General features: G+C 56.9%; 14 protein-coding genes and 1 pseudogene. 3 read left to right on the top strand and 12 right to left on the bottom strand.

Annotated elements, in window-relative coordinates; genetic code table 11:
- Positions 1 to 55 precede the first annotated feature (55 nt).
- A pseudogene (locus WEB54_RS13260) lies at positions 56 to 349 on the bottom strand (transposase); the annotation flags it as partial.
- Between the two features lie 145 nt (positions 350 to 494).
- Complete coding sequence (locus WEB54_RS13255) at positions 495 to 1,418, bottom strand: phosphotransferase (RefSeq protein ID WP_368056157.1); 924 nt, start codon at positions 1,416 to 1,418, stop codon at positions 495 to 497.
- Between the two features lie 480 nt (positions 1,419 to 1,898).
- On the opposite strand from WEB54_RS13255, the gene WEB54_RS13250 reads away from it, so the two are divergent.
- From WEB54_RS13250 to WEB54_RS13240, 3 genes are all read left to right on the top strand, one after another.
- Positions 1,899 to 2,153 (top strand): type II toxin-antitoxin system ParD family antitoxin, encoded by a 255-nt coding sequence (locus WEB54_RS13250; protein ID WP_368056156.1) that lies wholly within the window; start codon positions 1,899 to 1,901, stop codon positions 2,151 to 2,153.
- A gap of 472 nt (positions 2,154 to 2,625) precedes the next feature.
- Entirely contained in the window at positions 2,626 to 3,768 is a 1,143-nt protein-coding gene (locus tag WEB54_RS13245; protein WP_368056155.1) for an iron-containing alcohol dehydrogenase, read from the top strand.
- A gap of 72 nt (positions 3,769 to 3,840) precedes the next feature.
- Positions 3,841 to 4,299: an N-acetyltransferase family protein gene (locus tag WEB54_RS13240; protein WP_368056153.1), complete on the top strand. Its 459-nt coding sequence runs from the start codon at positions 3,841 to 3,843 to the stop codon at positions 4,297 to 4,299.
- A gap of 34 nt (positions 4,300 to 4,333) precedes the next feature.
- Here the strand turns inward: WEB54_RS13240 and aac(6') are convergent, their stop codons facing one another.
- The 10 genes from aac(6') to WEB54_RS13190 form a co-directional block, all read right to left on the bottom strand.
- Positions 4,334 to 4,891 carry an AAC(6')-Ia family aminoglycoside 6'-N-acetyltransferase gene (gene aac(6') / locus WEB54_RS13235; protein WP_368056151.1) on the bottom strand — a complete coding sequence of 186 codons (558 nt, stop codon included), beginning with the start codon at positions 4,889 to 4,891 and terminating at the stop codon, positions 4,334 to 4,336.
- A gap of 61 nt (positions 4,892 to 4,952) precedes the next feature.
- Positions 4,953 to 6,290, bottom strand: coding sequence for a hypothetical protein (locus WEB54_RS13230; RefSeq protein WP_368056150.1), 1,338 nt, complete (start codon positions 6,288 to 6,290; stop codon positions 4,953 to 4,955).
- Between the two features lie 264 nt (positions 6,291 to 6,554).
- On the bottom strand, positions 6,555 to 7,190 hold the full coding sequence (locus WEB54_RS13225; RefSeq protein ID WP_368056148.1) for a DUF3618 domain-containing protein: 636 nt from the start codon (positions 7,188 to 7,190) through the stop codon (positions 6,555 to 6,557).
- On the bottom strand, positions 7,187 to 7,630 hold the full coding sequence (locus WEB54_RS13220) for a phage holin family protein (protein ID WP_368056146.1): 444 nt from the start codon (positions 7,628 to 7,630) through the stop codon (positions 7,187 to 7,189). Before WEB54_RS13220 ends, WEB54_RS13225 begins: the two co-directional genes overlap by 4 nt.
- The gene (locus WEB54_RS13215) at positions 7,627 to 8,169 is read right to left on the bottom strand and encodes a hypothetical protein (protein ID WP_368056144.1); all 543 of its coding nucleotides are present in this window, start codon (positions 8,167 to 8,169) and stop codon (positions 7,627 to 7,629) included. Before WEB54_RS13215 ends, WEB54_RS13220 begins: the two co-directional genes overlap by 4 nt.
- 257 nt (positions 8,170 to 8,426) lie before the next feature.
- Positions 8,427 to 11,150 carry a cyanophycin synthetase gene (gene cphA, locus WEB54_RS13210; protein ID WP_368056142.1) on the bottom strand — a complete coding sequence of 908 codons (2,724 nt, stop codon included), beginning with the start codon at positions 11,148 to 11,150 and terminating at the stop codon, positions 8,427 to 8,429.
- Positions 11,147 to 12,097 carry a cyanophycinase gene (locus WEB54_RS13205; RefSeq protein ID WP_368056140.1) on the bottom strand — a complete coding sequence of 317 codons (951 nt, stop codon included), beginning with the start codon at positions 12,095 to 12,097 and terminating at the stop codon, positions 11,147 to 11,149. The genes cphA and WEB54_RS13205 overlap by 4 nt, the downstream gene beginning before the upstream one ends.
- Positions 12,075 to 13,961, bottom strand: a complete 1,887-nt coding sequence (locus tag WEB54_RS13200) for a Mur ligase family protein (RefSeq protein WP_368056138.1) — start codon at positions 13,959 to 13,961, stop codon at positions 12,075 to 12,077. The genes WEB54_RS13205 and WEB54_RS13200 overlap by 23 nt, the downstream gene beginning before the upstream one ends.
- Positions 13,958 to 14,887, bottom strand: coding sequence for a methyltransferase (locus tag WEB54_RS13195; RefSeq protein WP_368056136.1), 930 nt, complete (start codon positions 14,885 to 14,887; stop codon positions 13,958 to 13,960). The genes WEB54_RS13200 and WEB54_RS13195 overlap by 4 nt, the downstream gene beginning before the upstream one ends.
- Positions 14,888 to 14,889: 2 nt before the next feature.
- The gene (locus WEB54_RS13190; protein WP_368056134.1) at positions 14,890 to 16,287 is read right to left on the bottom strand and encodes an iron-containing redox enzyme family protein; all 1,398 of its coding nucleotides are present in this window, start codon (positions 16,285 to 16,287) and stop codon (positions 14,890 to 14,892) included.
- Positions 16,288 to 16,693 lie beyond the last annotated feature (406 nt).

The raw sequence follows: 16,693 nt of genomic DNA, 5'->3' as shown, positions 1-16,693 counted from the left end.
GGGGTGGGTCAAAATTAATGGCCAGTAGTGGGTTATTTTAAATGGCCATTAACAACAGTCTGTGCCAATGCTCAATCACTTCGGTATCCGTCCAGCCTTTTGCCTTCTCAGTGTTGATGTGCAGAACGATATGGTAGTGGTTGGACATGACGGCATAGGCGCAGATATCGAGTGCGTATACCTCTGCCAATTCCCGCATACGATGTTCAATCCAACCGCGCCGATGTTCGTAGTCGTTACCGGAATGCTCATCACGCCCACACAAGAACGCGCGTCGCACACACCGGGAGGTGCAGTGATAGTAGCGTGTCGCCTCCAGGGCGATCTGGCTTTTCCTTGGACGTGGCATTGTGTCTTACCCCGACGGCCCGCTTCATTTAGTACTGTATAAAATACTGGATGACAGATTCAGGATCAAGCATTACATTGGGTGTCCATCCAGAGGAGTCGTCAGAGCTGCTGGATGATATACTACGTGGGTAACAAATCAGTATTCACGAGCTTGGTTCATCTCGTATTAGATCAATCGCCAAAGCGTCACCGACGTTCCATAATCGTCTCAGTTTCGCGAAAACTGTTATGCAATCTCGCTCACCTTTGCTTAATGGGCGTACTGATTCGTAGCCTCTCAAAAGTTCTGTCTTTTGCCATTCGTTCATATAATCTGTCACTGCCAGCTCATACGCACGCCAGCCATAGGCACAATGGTCAAAATCGAATAGGGCGATTTGGTCCTTATAAAAGTGAACATTGCCGGGATGTAAGTCGCCGTGAATAATGCCGTACTCATCACCGGAAACATCAAGTGATGAGACGGTGTCAATCAGTTCTTCTATGGGTTGAATGGAAGAGATGGTCTTTTCTATTGCTCCGACTTCATGTTCTGATATTGTTCTTAAAGCTTTGTCGCTCTGTTGAGCGATTATCTTCAGAGGTTCATCGACCAAATACTTTCTGTTCAGATGATAGCGACTGTGCTTTGACTGAAAATCATTGGCCGCCAGGTGGAACTCTGCAGTTGTTTTGCCCAAAAGGAAGAATCGCTCAGGGGTGGTCGTTCTTCGATTGAGCACGCAACCTTTTGCATAAGTGAACAGTGCAAATGCTCTATCGCCCGAAGTTGTACTTGTCCACCCAAGCAGTTCATTATTATCTCTTCTTTTTGCAGGAGAGACCGGTATGCCTGCACCACAAAGGTGATCGAGTAGATCAAGCTCAAACTGGAAAGCGTCTGGATTCTCTATGTAGTATTTGTGGTTCATGTACACTCGAAAAACATACCACATGCAACCAATTCCGATGAGATAGTGGTCGTTACAACCCCGCCCCAGGAACTTGCAATTGTGGGCTTTTCCCAGCGATGAGTACTCGGTGTTTACCAGCTCAAGTACTTCTTCGGTTGTAAGTAAGGTATTCATGAATAATCCATGTCTTGATTAATGACAGTCTGATTTTTGGAGGATCGGGGTTGACTACTGTGGGCCACTGTCGCTTCTTATGAAATTGACCATTTTTCCCAAACCAAGTAGCCAATGTAGGCCACCAAAACACCGGACTAAGCGGGACATCCACCGCAGTGAGTGATATCGAAAATCTGGCTGAACGATTTTAAAGTCTCGCAATAGAAAGCAAAAAAAGCTAACAAGCTGGTGAAATGACAGAATAGCGCACGAACTATCGTGACACTCACATCATAAAGCTATCATAACTTTAATATCGATAGTTTTGATTAATTAATACAGAGCTGGGTGTCCAGCTCGTCTCGCTGACGGCCCGCTTCATTTGATACTGAAATCAAGCATTACCTTGAGTGTCTGGCTACAAAAAATAGGGAGTTGATCCGGAGCAAGCTAGTAATATGATATTGTCATACACCTGCTGCGTTAGGAGCACCAGCTATGAATATGCACCGGAAGACCATAACGCTGACTGAACAGCAAAACGACTGGGTGAAAGGCCAGATTGAAAGCGGTCACTTTGGCAATGATAGCGAGTATATCCGCGATCTCATCCGAAGAGACCAGCAGGCCAAGGAACGTCTTGCCACGCTGAGGCAGGCTCTCGCTGAGGGTGAGTCAAGTGGGAAGCCTGAGCCACTCGACATATCGGCTATCAAAGCGGCTGGCCGTAAACGAATGAAGGTGTCGAATTAGTGCTTAGGCTAACCGTCACGCCGAAGGCGGAATCTGATCTCACCGGAATCTGGATATATACCTGCAAAGAATGGGGGGTTGATCAGGCCGATAATTACCTGGATCAGATTAGCGTGTCCAGTAAAGTAACCACAAAGATCGGCTTACAATCGTTGTGACAATAGCCCACCACAGGCACCAACCCCATTACCCCCGCATGATATCTCCATCCACCCAATGGAGACGTTCACATCATGCCCCAACAATGGTTCACCGTCCGCGCCCAGATCGCGAGTTCGCGATGTGGAGGCCGCCGGCGATGACATCGAGCTGATCGAGGTCACCATCAACAGCCGGGGTGGCGAGGTCGATCATGGTCTGGCAAAGTAATCGGCTGGTCTATGCTGTTACCATTATGAAAAGGGTGCCTAACGGGTACCCTACAACTAGTTTCCCTGGTTTAAACCCCAAACACACCCACCCGGTGCCCTGAATGAAAAACGCCTTCAACTTACTCACCCCACAGGAGATCATGTTCGGTCGGGGTCAGGTTGCTCAGCTTAATCATCGCGCTAAAAAGCTGGGCACTCGCACACTCATTGTGCACGGCCGAAGCCCGGCCAGGCTTGAGAGTGTCTTTCAATCACTCACCGACCTTGAGGTCGTGCAGACGCTTTCCATCGGCAAAGAGCCGGATTTGCAAACACTGATCGCCGCGGTAAACGAAGGCAAATCACTCGGTATCGAGGTGGTGCTGGGCATAGGCGGTGGCTCGGTGATGGATTCAGCCAAGGTGCTGGCGGCCATGCTGCCGAGTGACACCGATCTGATAAGCCACCTGGAAGTGGTCGGGCAAGGGCTGCCGTTGTCTGCACGGCGTTTGCCGTTGATTCTGGTACCCACCACCTCAGGCACAGGGGCGGAAGTGACCCGTAACGCGGTCATTGATGTACCCGACGCTCAACGTAAGGTCAGCCTGAGAGATGCGCAGTTATTGCCCGACCTGGCGCTGATCGACCCCGCGCTCACCGACCAATGCCCTCGCCTCGTTACGCTTCATTCGGGCCTGGATGCCATTACCCAGGTCATTGAGCCCTATGTATCATCACGCTCGACGGTATTCACCGACCTGCTGTGTGTGGAGGCCATTCCCAAGGGCCTGCGAGCGCTTCGGCAACTGATGAAGGCCGAGTCTGAAGAAGCGCGTGACGACCTGGCCCAGGTGAGTCTGTTCGGCGGGCTTGCGCTTGCCAACTCGGGGTTGGGCGTGGTTCACGGCATTGCCGGCCCGCTGGGTGGGCTGTGCGGAGCACCCCACGGCGCCATTTGCGGTGCGCTGTTACCAGCGGGCATTGCCGCTAACCGAAACACTGTGGGGAACGCGGAAACACGGGCCCGACTCGACAGGGTGATCGGTTGGATAGCCGAGGTGTTCGAAACCTCTCCCGACCAGGCATTACCCGTTTTCCGCCAATGGATTGCCGACAACGGCTTGCCCGGCCTTGCTGCGCTGGGCGTAACCGAGGAACACATCACCCAAACAGCCCACACAGCCGCCAGCTCATCTTCAATGAAAGCCAACCCGGTGGTTCTGCCAACCGAGTCAATAGAGGCCATTATGCGCGAATCACTGTGAAGGTGGGTCGTTCGGTTTGGCTCGATATTGGGTTAAGGTGTTGCTGATATTGAATACGCACTGGGGATTGTCATGGAATTGCGAGAGATCGACCGAACATCGAAACACGACATCAGCCTGCTAACAGCACTCTTTAGAGAATATGCGGCTGAAGTGAAACCCAACATGAGCCCCACCATTGCCGAGGAGCTCTCGGAGCTGCCCTATTTCAGAGGGTTCATGGCCTTCGACGACGGCAAACCCATTGCCTTTTGCGTGTGTTTCGAAACCTACTCCACTTACCGCTCCAAACAGGTGTGGAACCTGCACGACGTGATGGTCTCACGGTCGGCCCGGGGCTTGGGCGCAGGCAGGCAATTGCTCACTTGGGTATTGGCAAAAGCCAAAGCATCGAATGTGGCCAAGGTTACGCTGGAAGTGGAAGACGACAACACCGTTGCCAAATCGCTGTACGCGTCTCTGGGCTTTCAGGATTTTACCGTCAAGGCGCCCATAGAACATCATTGGCATCTTTATACAGAAGATCTGTAGGCTGTTTCTGTCAGGCATGACTAAGGGCGACTGGTCACGCTACCGTCAGATCTTTCCACATCAGGATATCGGGTTTGTTCTTGCCATTGGCATTGGGAACCATGCCAACAACGCTGTAACCGCACCGTTGGTAAAATTCAAAAGGGTGTCGCTTCAGGTTCGTTAGCCGTTGCATTTCAACCAGGGCATTACTGCCTGTGATGTTCACTTGCGACAAGCTGGTTTCAAACAGTTCGTCATCCGAGCCCAGTACGATACCAATCAACCCCAGGGCTTTGGCGCGTTGCTCCAGAGCTTGCATCAGGGCACTGCCGACCCCCTGCCCCTGCTGCGCAGGCGCTACAACCAGGGGGTGTAGCTCCCAGGTTTTGTCGTACATTGGTCTTAGCCCTCCCCATCCGGTTAGCGTCCCATTGCTTAGCAAACCCAGACAGAGATTGGGGGCTCCGGTGCACTCATCCAGCGTTTGCCGTGCCCGTTCAAGGGTTGGCCATGCTGTATTGCCTTTGGCCAGGAAGGCGTCCATCAGCAGTCTTGCGGCGGCATCGTGCAGAGCAGGTTTCTCACTCAAATCGATCGTTGTCCAGTCCATGCGACTCTCCACTATTTTCAGCCGTTCAGTCCAAATCGTCATTCATGCCTGACCCACCGCTTCATTGCGAAACCCAGCCATACACCAGCAAGGCCAGGTAGTCTGCCGCCAACAACACCAGAGCGTATCGCCAGTTTCGACGCAGCATTGCCATGGCAGCAATCTGATATCGCGAAAGCAAACTCAGTTGCAAGCCAGAAAAAGGCGATATACCCGCACCAAAGGCCCAGGTCATTAAAAAAACCAGGGCGAGCAGGTTAGCGTCATCTACCACCGGTGCCAGCAAGCTGCCGACCAAAGTAACAGACGTCACCGGGTGCATACCGACCATGGCCAGGGTGACCATAATCAACAACACCACAAAAGCCTGGTTGGCACCGAAGGTTGCGAAGGCCAGTTGAATATCGAACGAATCCAGCAAGGCGGCCACACCGGCACCGAGCACCGCGGCGCCGAGAAACAGCATGACTTCATTGCCCTGGCGCGGCAGTGCCGTTTGAACGTGCTGGATGCTTTTATAAACTCCAGGTAGGCCTTCGCGCAACACAGACCAGGTGAACGCGACGAGCACGGCAATTAGCGTAACCAGCGTCAGTACCGGCACCTCGGGCCATATCTGGTGACTCACCATCACCAGCACGGCCAGCAGCAACGGTAACCAGAGTGAGCCAGGGTTGAGTGGAAAACCGGTCAGTTGATTTGCCTCCGGCGCACGGCGCAACTCCCAATAGGTGTACCCCAGCATCAGCAACGACAACGGCACACCCACGCTGGAAAGCGTGGTCAATTGTGCACCGGGCGCATTAATCAGAGCCACACCCATGGCCGCAAAAAACGGCGACCAGTGCGCGCACAGGCTAAAAGCCCGGCTCATGATCAGCGCTTGCAGTGTAGACAACGGCTGCTGCTGACTGAGCCGGTCACCAACAATAAACAAAGCCGACATGTTGATCACCGAGCCAAACAGATGCGGCCCGGCCAGGGTGCTCAGCAATGCTTTGCGTCCCGTTGGCAGAGAGTCACGGGTGTTGAGTTCACCAGTGGTCACCAATCGCAGAAAGCTCACACCGATAAGCATGGCGATGACCATCTGGTTTGCCTCGAGTGCGCGTAGCAAATGGCGGCTATCGGCACCGTTCAGTAACCCAGCCAGCAAGCCCAGGCTGCCGACACTGAACATAACGATCACCTGGATGCGTTGAGCCCCTTTGATGCCACCGCCCTTGAGCAACACAGCCACCAGCCAGATCAAGCCACCGGCAAGGGCCGCTGGAAACCCCGGTAAAATCACCGCCAATACAGCAGCAATAACCACCCACAGCAGTAACCAGCCCGCCAGGGTGGTGTTCCAGGGAGCTTTGCTGGTGGCATTGGTTTCCGCTGAGGTTTCCGTTGACATTCGTTTCTCTATGCAAGCCATTCGACACAGTGCGGCAGTGTACTATGAACGGCAGGATGAATGACAAACAGAGGGCCAATAGGACACCCAACGAAGTGGGCGTCCGAACATATTGCAATAGCAGGAGAAGGCCAGGATCCGCCCCACCACCCTGGCCAGCTCCTTGGCCGGGGCGGGGATGTGCATGTACTACCGATTCAGATTCGCGTCTAACCGTAGCAGAACCAATGAGGCAACCAATGCGGTCGCTACGGTGTCGGCCTATTACGACCCCACCGAATCGCGGACCTCGTCGTATTTATCGGCGGCTTTTGACTTCGCAGCATCGACGCTTTGATCGCTGGCTTCGCCGAACATTTCGTCTTCGATATCGGTCGACGGTACCAATGCACCCAGCGCGGCGCCAATCGCGATACCTATGCTGCCCGCCAGCAGCGGTTGTTCGCGATAGAACTGCGCGAGGCTATCACGGGCATGTTGCCCGTATTCATTCGTGCTGGCGGTTGCATCGTGCAAGCGATCGCCCATGGCGGCCGCCTTGTCATGCGTCTTCGTTGCGGCATCGCCAAGGGCGTTCTTCACACTGCCGCCCTGTTTGCGACCGGACGACATCATCATCCACGAGATGCCGACGCTGGTGAGTATCAGTGGCAACGGGTTATTTTTAACCTGGTTGCCCAAGTTGCGGCCGAACTCACCACCGTGCTCGCGGGCCATGCCGAGTGCCTGGTCCATCAGTTCACCGGGCGAAAACCGGTCGGACAGATCCCTCGCCGTTCTGCTGAGGCTGGCGCGCGCTTCGTCGACTTCGCGTTCCAGTTGTTCCGGGCTTTTTGTTCTGTCATCTTTATCGTGGTCGCGGCGAGTGTTAGCGCGGCGGGAATCGGTACCTGTGTTCATTGGGTTGCCCTCTTCACAGTCTCTGTGTCTTTCTTCATGGAATCCATTGTCCGATCCGGCACGATCGATTGCGCGCTCATTTTTTTCTTGGCCGAGGCGACCATCATATAGCCGACCAGGAGCGCTGCTGCGCCGACGATCAGCGCCGCAAGCCACGGTTCGACGACATTGCTGAGCCCGTACACCGCGCTCATGAGCAGAACTACTAACCCCGCCATGGCGGTGGCAACTCCGGTTGCAAGCGCGCCGATCGACGTTTTCGCTTCGGAGACGGATTCCCCGACTTCAGATTTTGCCAGCGCGATCTCCTTGCGCAGCAACGTGGATAGGTCAGTCGCGAGGTCGCGAATCAGCTCGGAAATTGAATGCCCACCCTGTTCGCGGTGAGCCGCATGTTCCGGTGTAGCCGCATCGGTTCCGTGTTCCTGTTTCTTATTCATAGCATGTCCCTCCCGTCACGGGTTTGCGGGTCCGGCGATGAGGTGTTCGCAATTGGCATCTCACGTTCGCCCTGTTGATTGGGCGTGCCAGTCAACGAGTTGTCATCGTCGTGCTCCGCACTCGCCTTGAAGAACCTCGACAGACCAAAGCCGATGGCAATGCTGCCAAGCATGAACAGGGCGGGGTTGTTCCGGGCCAGACGCTTGGCATCATTCGCCAACTGGTCGACGCTGCGGTCTTCGATCTTTCCGGCAACATTGGCAAGGTTACGGCTCATCTCGCGAGCATAGCGCGCCAGGCCTTCGCGGTCGTTATCGTCCAGTTGTGATGCCACTGCATCGAGCGCATCCGACACGGCACCTGCCTCGTCCGCTATTCGGTGCTGGCCTTCCCGGGCCTTTTCGCGCGCTTCGGCGCCTGCTTCTTGCCTCGCTTTGCGGGCTTCTTCTTCAATGTTCTGCTTCAGCGTTTCGTTGCTACCACTGGCGGGCTTCCTGCTCGAGCTGCGGCGATCGTTATCTCTATTTGATGGCTCCATTTCACTCTCCTCGGCATTCACTCAAATGCACGCTATAGACTCTGGAATCAACGGTGTCCATGCCGCTAATTCCACCTGATTATTTCAAGCTATCAGCGAGGGGTCTGTGCGCTAGCAAACGTGAGGACGCAGCCTGGCCGGACCCCTTAGCCACCGCTAGCGCCAGTTCGGCCACTTTTCGTTCAGAGATGCCCTGAACCGTGCCCAAAAACCAACGACTTAATTGGGTCGGTCGCAGCGTCTGACATTAGCCTGACTCAGTTGGCTGCGTAGTCATTTAGCACCGGTGGAATAAGCCTGGTCCCCCAGACAAGGTTTTCAATGACAGAACACTCCAGAATCGACGCATCAACGGTCGTCAACTCGACGTTCCCGAGCGCCTCCCGCAGCTCCGATACATGACTGGCGCACCCAATGATGATGAGATCGCCGGGCTCCGCCTTGCCGAAGGCTTCGCGTATCGCCGCACGAATGTCCAGATGGGTATGAACCCACGGCCGCCCGTTCGCCGCATGTGCGCCTGTTTGCTGGGCAGCGAGCGCGCCGCGGGCGATCTGCTCAGCGGTTTCTCCGGGTCGTTTGTGGCGCAGGTCATCCATTTCATAAATCACCAGTTCATCGAAGCCCGCGCCGCACAGCTGACCGATGGCGATCAGGTCGGTCTTACGCCGGTCGCTGGGCGCAGAAACGACGCCGATAAGGCGGCCCTGTGTCAATTGTCGTCCGGTGGTGATAATGGCTTCGTAGGCGGCCACATTGTGCGCATAGTCCACCATTAGCGTGACGCCGCCGGTGCGGTAGAGATTAAGACGCAGTGGAGTCTGGCTTTCGCTTGGGATGAAGCTCGCGAGCGCGGCGGCAATACGTTCTCTCGGCACGGCCAGTGCCAACAAAGCCGCGAAGGACGCCATGGCATTAACAACATTGTGTCGGGCGCGTCCGTTGAGCGTGTTGGGCAGATGAGCGATAGTGGTCAACGGCTGGTGGTTATCGCCATCGGCCCACATCAGCATGGCATTGTGCGAATAAACCGCCCGCCCTTTGCACGCAAGATGCTCTACCAAAACAGGATGAGTAACGTCGAATCCAAAATAAATGACTTCAGTGCGCGGCGGCGCTCTGCGCGCCATTTCAACGCAGTGGGCGTCATCGACGTTGAGCACCACGGCCTTGCGAGCGGTCGCCACGATGAGCCCTTTCACTCGCGCCAGGGCTTGTAGCGTTTCAATGCCATCCTGGCCGAGGTGGTCGTTCTGTACGTTCAGGACGATGCCGACATCGCATTTATCGAAGCCGAGTCCGCGCTTTAGCATGCCGCCACGGGCCGTCTCCAGTACCGCAAACTCCACTTCCGGTGACGTTAGTACGGTGTGCGCCGACCAATAGCCGGAACAATCACCGGCTTTGATGCGCTGCCCGGCGATGGTGATGCCTTCGGTCGTCGCAACGCCGGTCACATAGCCGAGACGCTGCAGGACGTGTGCGATCGACAGCGTCGTTGTCGTTTTTCCGTTGCTGCCGGTGACCGCGATGATCGGTACTCGCCCGTTGTCACCGGCCGGAAATAAAGAGTCGACAATCGCGCGGCCGACCTGGTTGCGTTCTCCACCACTCGGGTGTTCATGCATGCGGATGCCGGGGGCCGCGTTCATCTCGATGATAGCGCCGCCCTGAGTCTGCAACGGTAAGGCGATGTCACGGCACACCAGGTCTATGCCAGCCACATCCAGACCGATTTTTTGGGCGGCACGCACGCAGGCAAACGCGGTGTCCGGGTGGATCTCACTGGTCACATCCTGAGCGGTTCCGCCGGTCGAGAGGTTGGCGTTGCCCCGTACTCTTACAACTTGCCCGGCACAGGGGACAGAGTCTGCGTCGAGCCCTTGCCGGGCCAGTTCAATGACCGCCGTCTCGTCGAGACGGATCTTGGTGAGCACGTTCTCGTGGCCGTCTCCGCGATTCGGGTCGGTGTTAATCGCCGCTACAAGTTGGCGAACCGTCGAAGTACCGTCGCCGACGACCTCTGGTGGTACCCGGAGTGATGCGGCAATCACCTTGTGGCCGATCACAAGCACGCGGTAGTCGTTTCCTTCGATGTGTTTCTCCACAATCACGCGACGCCCAAACTGCCGTGCGTGGCTGAATGCCGCCCCGACGGCTTGTTCATCCAGCACCCTGGTCGTCACTCCCCGGCCCTGGTTGCCACACAGCGGCTTGATCGCCACACAGCCGTACTCGCGCTGTGCAGCCTGGGCTTCTTCGAGCGTTAATACGGTCCGCCCTTGCGGAACAGGAAGTCCCGCTTCCCACAACAGGCGCTTGGTCAATTCCTTGTCGCTGGCAATACCAACAGCGATGTGGTTCGTATTACTGGTCATTGTCGCCTGGATGCGTTGCTGCCTGACGCCCCAACCGAGCTGAAACAGGCTGGCGTTTTCGGTAAGCCTTAATATCGGAATGCCTCGCTGTTTAGCGGCTTCAATGATGGCACCTGTGCTGGGGCCGACCGCGGCGGCTTGCGCGAGTTGTCGCAGCTGAGTCAGGCCAGCTTCCAACATGGCGGGCTTCCCAGCGGCGAGTGCGGTTACAAGTTCGATGGCAAGGTTCAGGGCGGCCTCGGCGACGTGCTCGTCCAGGTAGGCAAAAATCACGCGGTAATAGCCTGGCCTGCCCGCTACCATGCGCGCCTTGCCAAAGCCAACCGGCAACCCGGCCAGGCACTGCAATTCAATCGACAAGTGTTCGACGATGTGGGCCATGTAGGTCCCATCCCGCAAGCGCTCGACGAAGCCACCGACGTAACCCGGTGAGCAGCGGTGTTCATGCAAAGTGGGCACGGCCACGAGGAGCGATTCGATGAAACCGGGAATGGCCGTGGAAGGCACATCATCTAGCGTTTCAAGGTCGATCACGGCGAGGTATACCGGTCGGGCCGCGTAAATGTTCGGCCCCCTCAGAACATGGCGTTCGATCACTTTCATGACAGCTCACCTATTTTCTTGCGTTCTACTGCCTCGCGATGCATACCGCTCCATGAGCTGACGGCGGCGACGGCTTCGCCCAATCCCGGAGAAAGCGACGCGACATGCCCTGCTGTGTCTTCAGCGTGCGTGAAGGACGCAAGATCATGGCCGACGCCTGCGGGCAACAGGTGTAGCCGCACATCAGCGAGCTCGATCGTCTCCCGGCTTTTCACTTCGGTGAAATTAGACAGCATTTCGCGGCCATCAATGAGCGTTACGGCGCCATCGCCGATAACCTCAACACCATGGCCAGGTCTGACGATCAAGGCGGTGTTTTCGTCGATCCCGGCGCCGAGCAGGTAGGGATTTTGCGCGACAGCCGACAACAATCTGCCGAGCCGTTGCCGTTCTGAAAAATGCTGATCGATGATAACCCGACGCACCAAACCAAGCCCGGCGCCCAGGCGAACCGACCCCTTTTGCGGGAGCAGATCTTTGCTACCGTCGAAGAGCATGTGCTCCGACATGGCTGACGCCCCGGCACTGGTGCCACCGATGCAGGCGCCCCGCTCACGCAAGGCGCGGTGCATTGCATGGTCGATGCGGGTGCCACCGATCAGCGCCATCAGCCGCTTCTGGTCGCCACCGGTCATAAAGATGCCATCCGCTTCGAACACCCTGGCCGCTGTCGCTTCGTCGCCGGCATCCTCACGGGTTTTTATGTTCGCTGTCATCAGGTGGCGCACACCCAGCCTGGTGAAGGCCTTTTTGTAAATGCCCCACATTTCTTCGTGCTTGCTGCTGGCGGTGGTGAGTACGAAAATGGTCGAAGCCGGGCCGCCAGCCAGAGCAACAAAGCGGTCAAGAATGACCATGTCGCACTTGCGATTCTCGTGGCCGCCCACGATCACGAGGTGACCGTTGCGCGGGACGTCCACAGCATCACTGGACTCTTTTTTCATCATTCCTCCGATCATGGGGCGCACTGTGTAATTGGAACACCTCATGTGCAATTCGTTCAGCCTCGGCTGGGTTCTTGAGCCGGACGCCTTCGACAAGGTCTTCGAAGGTGCCCGCGCAGGTGAAAACGAGTACGTCACCGGGGCTTGCCATAGTCAGGCCTCGCCACAGTGCCTGGCGAATCTGCGGTTCGCCGTGCATTGGTTTGTCGGGGGCCACACTGCGCGCGCCGCTGAGGATTTCCCGGGTAATCGTGCCTGCATCGCGACCGCGCGGATGTTGCTCGTAAACCACGAACTCATCGAAGCCCTGGCCGCATACCTGGCCTGTCGCGTACAGATCTTCGGGGCGACGGTCTCCCGGAGAGGTGATCACGCCCAGAAGCCTGGCAGCACCCTGGTTTATCGACCGCGCCATCTCGCACAGCGCACGGTAGGCGACAACGTTGTGCGCATAGTCGACGATAAGTTTGACGCCATCGACCTCGAACAGGTTGCCGCGTAACGGGTTGCTTTGCGCATTGGAGACGAAACTTGTCAAAGACCTCGCAATCGCGGCTGTCTCGTAGCCGAGGCAACACAAGGCAGCGAGCGCGGCCAGTGCATTGGCGGTGTTGTGACGGGCATGGCCTTGCAGGGTGAACGGAAGATCCGTTGCTTTTACCACCTGCGAACACTCACCCGCGTGACACCAGACCAGCCAGCCGTCGTCGGTGAGGAAGGCGCCGGCGCCACCGCCCTGCACATGGTCGAGCAGCACCTGATTGCGCGCGTCCATGGCGAAAAATACCGGTTTGCAATCGGGTGCAAGGGTGTCGCGCATCGCCACACACAGGGGATCGTCTGCGTTCAGAATGGCAGCGTCCCGGGCGCAACGTGCCACCAGGCCTTTAACCTGCGCCATGTCGTCCAGTGTCTCGATGCCATCGAGTCCCAGGTGGTCGCTGCTGACGTTCAACACGACGCCCACGTCGCAGCGGTCGAACGCGAGGCCGCGCTTCAGAATTCCACCTCTCGCTATCTCAAGCGTCGCCACCTCCACTACTGGGTCATTCAGTACCCTGCGCGCCGACCAGTAACCTGAACAATCTCCGCTTTCCACACATTGGCCGTCGATATAAATGCCCTGCGTCGTTGTCGTGCCCGTGTGCGCCCCGCAGAAACGAAGAACATGTGAAATGAGCCGTGTCGTGGTCGTCTTGCCATTAGTGCCGGTTACCGCCACAACAGGAATCCGGCCGTCGTTGTTCCCGGAAAATAGGGCGGCGAGTGATGCAGCCGAACCATCGGGCAGGGGGGGCCAGCCCTGGTAGTGCTGTTGGCGAACGCCCCACCCCAGCGCGAAGCAATGCCCATCGTCTTCAAGGCGTATCACCGGGATTCCGCGTTCGCGCGCTGCCAATAACAGCGCCTGTGCCTCGGGTGTTATTGCACGGGCGTTGGCGAGTTTTCTCAATGAGTCGAGCCGCGCTTCGAAGTCAAACGGCTGGTGGTTTAGCATCGCCGTGACGAACGCGACCGAAAGCCGAAGCGCTTCTTTGACCACCGCTTCATGCTGATAGCCGCATAGCAAGTGATACCGGTTCGGTGTTGAAGGCGTGAGTGCCACTGCGTCGCAAAATGTCGCCGGGCTGCCCGCCCAGGCTTGCACCGCGAACATAAGCCGTGCGAGTAACCGAGCGGCTTCGGGCGCGTCAAGAAAAACAGGGGGGACACGACCCGGCATAAGCGTTCCTAACAAAGCGGCTCCGCCCTGCAATGTTGCAACCTCGACCGTTCGGTGGCCTTCGAGGTCAAGCAGCGCCACGAAACAAGGCTCCATGCGATGGATGTTGGGTCCACGCAGGAATCGGCTATTGAGAATGTTCATGACCTTACCCTGCGGGCAGTAAGCAGAACCGCTGCAATGCGATCAACGTCTTCGTAGGCTGGCTCTGCCAGTTCTTCGCCGAACACATCGGGGTCGATTTCCTGGTAGTGCCATTCGAGGGAGGTATTGTCGAGCAGCGGCGCGACCGAAGCGAGAAACAGGTCGGTACCGTCGATGATGGCAGTGCCCGTATACAGCAACAGCGTGCCGCCCGGGGCCAGCCTCGTTTTCGCCAGGCCCGCAATGGCCAGGGAAAGCCCTTCGCCGAAATTACCGCCACCGTGCCGGTAAGTGCGCTCCTGCGCATCGAGCAGGTATGGTGGGTTGGCGACGATCAAATCAAAGTCTCCATCAACGCCATCAAGCAGATTTGAGTGTTGAGTGATGATTCGCTCGGCGCCAGCGAGGAGGGCGTTGACGGCGGTGCACTGCAGGGCTATGTCGTTGATGTCCACAGCAAACACCTCGGCCAGTGGCCATTCGAGCGCAACGACCACGGCGCCAGGACCAGCGCCACAACCGATGTCGACGGCACGCCGCAGGCGTACGTCACCGGCAAGGTGTCGGGCGATTGCGTTGGCGAAGCGGTAGGTGTCGGGTCCAAAAAAAACGGCATCAGGGGCCGTCGTCGGATACGCCGAGTGCAGAAAAAGTTGGTCGCGTAGCGTTGAAGCACGCACGAGTGAGATCCAACCCTCACCCTGTGTTTCCAGTACACCCGCATTGCGCATTGCCTCGAAAAGCTCAGGCAGTAGAACACCCTCAGTGAACGGTCGGCTCCAACCGAAAACGTCTGTTGCGTTACGCGCCCACGCATTTTTTAACCGTGAATTGACACGGGCGTGGGTCGCCGGTGATACGGTGGTGAATGAGTACCCGGTCGCTTTGAGTAACATCGCAAGATGCAGTAGAGAATCGGTGTTCATGGTTAGGTTACTTGTTGAAAGAGATCGGTATAGAGCCTTGTTGCCGCCAGGCCCGCGGGCGTTGGGTGGTTCGCTGGCGAGAGCATTCCAGCTAACACGGCGAGCGCCTCCGCCTTGGTATCGACCCCGGTTAACTGGCTAAAAAGCGCGTCAACGTCTGCGCAGCTGCCAGGCCCCGGGTCACCGCTGGTGTGGTGGGCGATGATGTGTTCGACGGTGGCGTCACCTGGCAACACGGCAGCCGCCCCTTCAGCATGCTCTGCAGTCTGGCGTTTGCGAAAGCGGTTTCTGGTTCGCGCGGTCGGTGCCGTGTCTGCATCGGCCAGAATCCAATCTTTTAGGAGTTGTTTTTCGTAGCCGTCGAAGACGCCGAACATGGGCGCTTGTTCATCGGTCAACAGGCACCAGAAGCGGCTGTGCTCCGGGTTCTCGCCACGCCGTATCCAACCGGCGGATTGCAGAGCTGTCAGCAGATCTGGAATGTCGCCCGGTGAAGAAAGCCAGTCGCTCACCGTCCGGCCACTGACGACGCAATAGTCCGAATGCAACTGTGTTCCGATCACGGCTTTGTCGGCTAAAACCCGCAGCAGTTCCTGCTCAAGATCGAAAGAGGCAATCGCCTGATTCGTGCCCATACCGACAAGGTTCAAGCGGTAGCCGTTTCCCACCCGACGATGAAACTCTGCAACATTGCCGATTCTCGGCGCGCAATCGAGCACGCTTTGCAACGCCTTGCGCGCGTGCCCGGTTGAAGCATTATCGATGGTCACATGCAGGCTGAAGTAGTACGGGTCGATATCGAGTTCGTTCAGTTCGTAAGCCGTGATTGGCAAGTGCAACGGCAACTGTTCATAACCGAGATTGAAGCCAATCAGTTCCGGCAGGAAATCATGGGCATGGTGGGCCAGCGCTAGCTGCACGGCACCTTGAGTGAAGTGCTCGTCGGGGCCGTTTTGCCAGTGATCGCACCCATAGCGGGCGAGCAATTGTTGGTAGAGCACCACATGGTTTTGCAGCACATTGCCGCAACCGAGTTCTTCAAGATAGGTTCGGATAAGCGACGCGAGCCGCGGATCCTGCCAGCGCCGCAACAAGCCATAAAGCCAGGCGCCATCCACCAGCTTGGTGGGGGCAACCGCGCGAAGAAAGTACATGGCATGTGAACGACAACTGAAGAAGCGCCGCGGCGCGCCGGCGTGCCGTTCGTCGAGGTAGTGTCGGTATGCTTGTGCTGTGAGATCGTGGGCTTCGCGTAACACGCCCGGCAATGACCGCATCTCGTTCGGAAAGTCTGCGTCGATATCCGTTGCCACGCGAAGTTTTTCCACCAGAAAGGCGCGTGATGCAGACCGCGCCAACTCGTCGATCTCGCCCGCACTACTCCCGCGTTCATCTAACATCGCGAAGTAAAGCTGCCTGCTACTCTCTTGCTGCGGTGCCGAATAAGGGGACGTCGCTGGCTGACTATTGGGTGACACTGAATGCATTGTCGTTATGTCCTCTGAACTCTGTTCTCTGACCCTCTTACTGGCCAGAATGCTATTAATCGGCAACGTAAATTTTTTTAATGTAATTGGCGGGAAGGTTCGAAGCCACATTGGAACAGCTTGCACACACGACTCTATGGTGCTCGCGAGGGAAGCCCATGTGGAACTACGCGATCAGCACCGAAAGCCTATCGTGCCCCACCCCAATGCAGGGGTCTGTTCGGTGCCCCACCGAGGGACTAGTGCCCGGCATTGGGCACGTCTAATTTGTGAAAAAATCGGGTAAGTGGGGTATCGAACGGTGTCTGCGGTTCGCAAG

Source organism: Saccharospirillum sp., from assembly GCF_040881935.1.
Taxonomy (GTDB): Bacteria; Pseudomonadota; Gammaproteobacteria; order Pseudomonadales; family Natronospirillaceae; genus Saccharospirillum.
This window is presented reverse-complemented; position numbering and strand designations above follow the sequence as displayed.

Coding starts and splice junctions, on each gene's coding strand:
- WEB54_RS13255 (WP_368056157.1), bottom strand. CDS start 1,418: ATGAATACCTTACTTACAACCGAAGAAGTACTTGAGCTGGTAAACACC.
- WEB54_RS13250 (WP_368056156.1), top strand. CDS start 1,899: ATGAATATGCACCGGAAGACCATAACGCTGACTGAACAGCAAAACGAC.
- WEB54_RS13245 (WP_368056155.1), top strand. CDS start 2,626: ATGAAAAACGCCTTCAACTTACTCACCCCACAGGAGATCATGTTCGGT.
- WEB54_RS13240 (WP_368056153.1), top strand. CDS start 3,841: ATGGAATTGCGAGAGATCGACCGAACATCGAAACACGACATCAGCCTG.
- WEB54_RS13230 (WP_368056150.1), bottom strand. CDS start 6,290: ATGTCAACGGAAACCTCAGCGGAAACCAATGCCACCAGCAAAGCTCCC.
- WEB54_RS13225 (WP_368056148.1), bottom strand. CDS start 7,190: ATGAACACAGGTACCGATTCCCGCCGCGCTAACACTCGCCGCGACCAC.
- WEB54_RS13220 (WP_368056146.1), bottom strand. CDS start 7,630: ATGAATAAGAAACAGGAACACGGAACCGATGCGGCTACACCGGAACAT.
- WEB54_RS13215 (WP_368056144.1), bottom strand. CDS start 8,169: ATGGAGCCATCAAATAGAGATAACGATCGCCGCAGCTCGAGCAGGAAG.
- cphA (WP_368056142.1), bottom strand. CDS start 11,150: ATGAAAGTGATCGAACGCCATGTTCTGAGGGGGCCGAACATTTACGCG.
- WEB54_RS13205 (WP_368056140.1), bottom strand. CDS start 12,097: ATGATGAAAAAAGAGTCCAGTGATGCTGTGGACGTCCCGCGCAACGGT.
- WEB54_RS13200 (WP_368056138.1), bottom strand. CDS start 13,961: ATGAACATTCTCAATAGCCGATTCCTGCGTGGACCCAACATCCATCGC.
- WEB54_RS13195 (WP_368056136.1), bottom strand. CDS start 14,887: ATGAACACCGATTCTCTACTGCATCTTGCGATGTTACTCAAAGCGACC.
- WEB54_RS13190 (WP_368056134.1), bottom strand. CDS start 16,287: ATGTTAGATGAACGCGGGAGTAGTGCGGGCGAGATCGACGAGTTGGCG.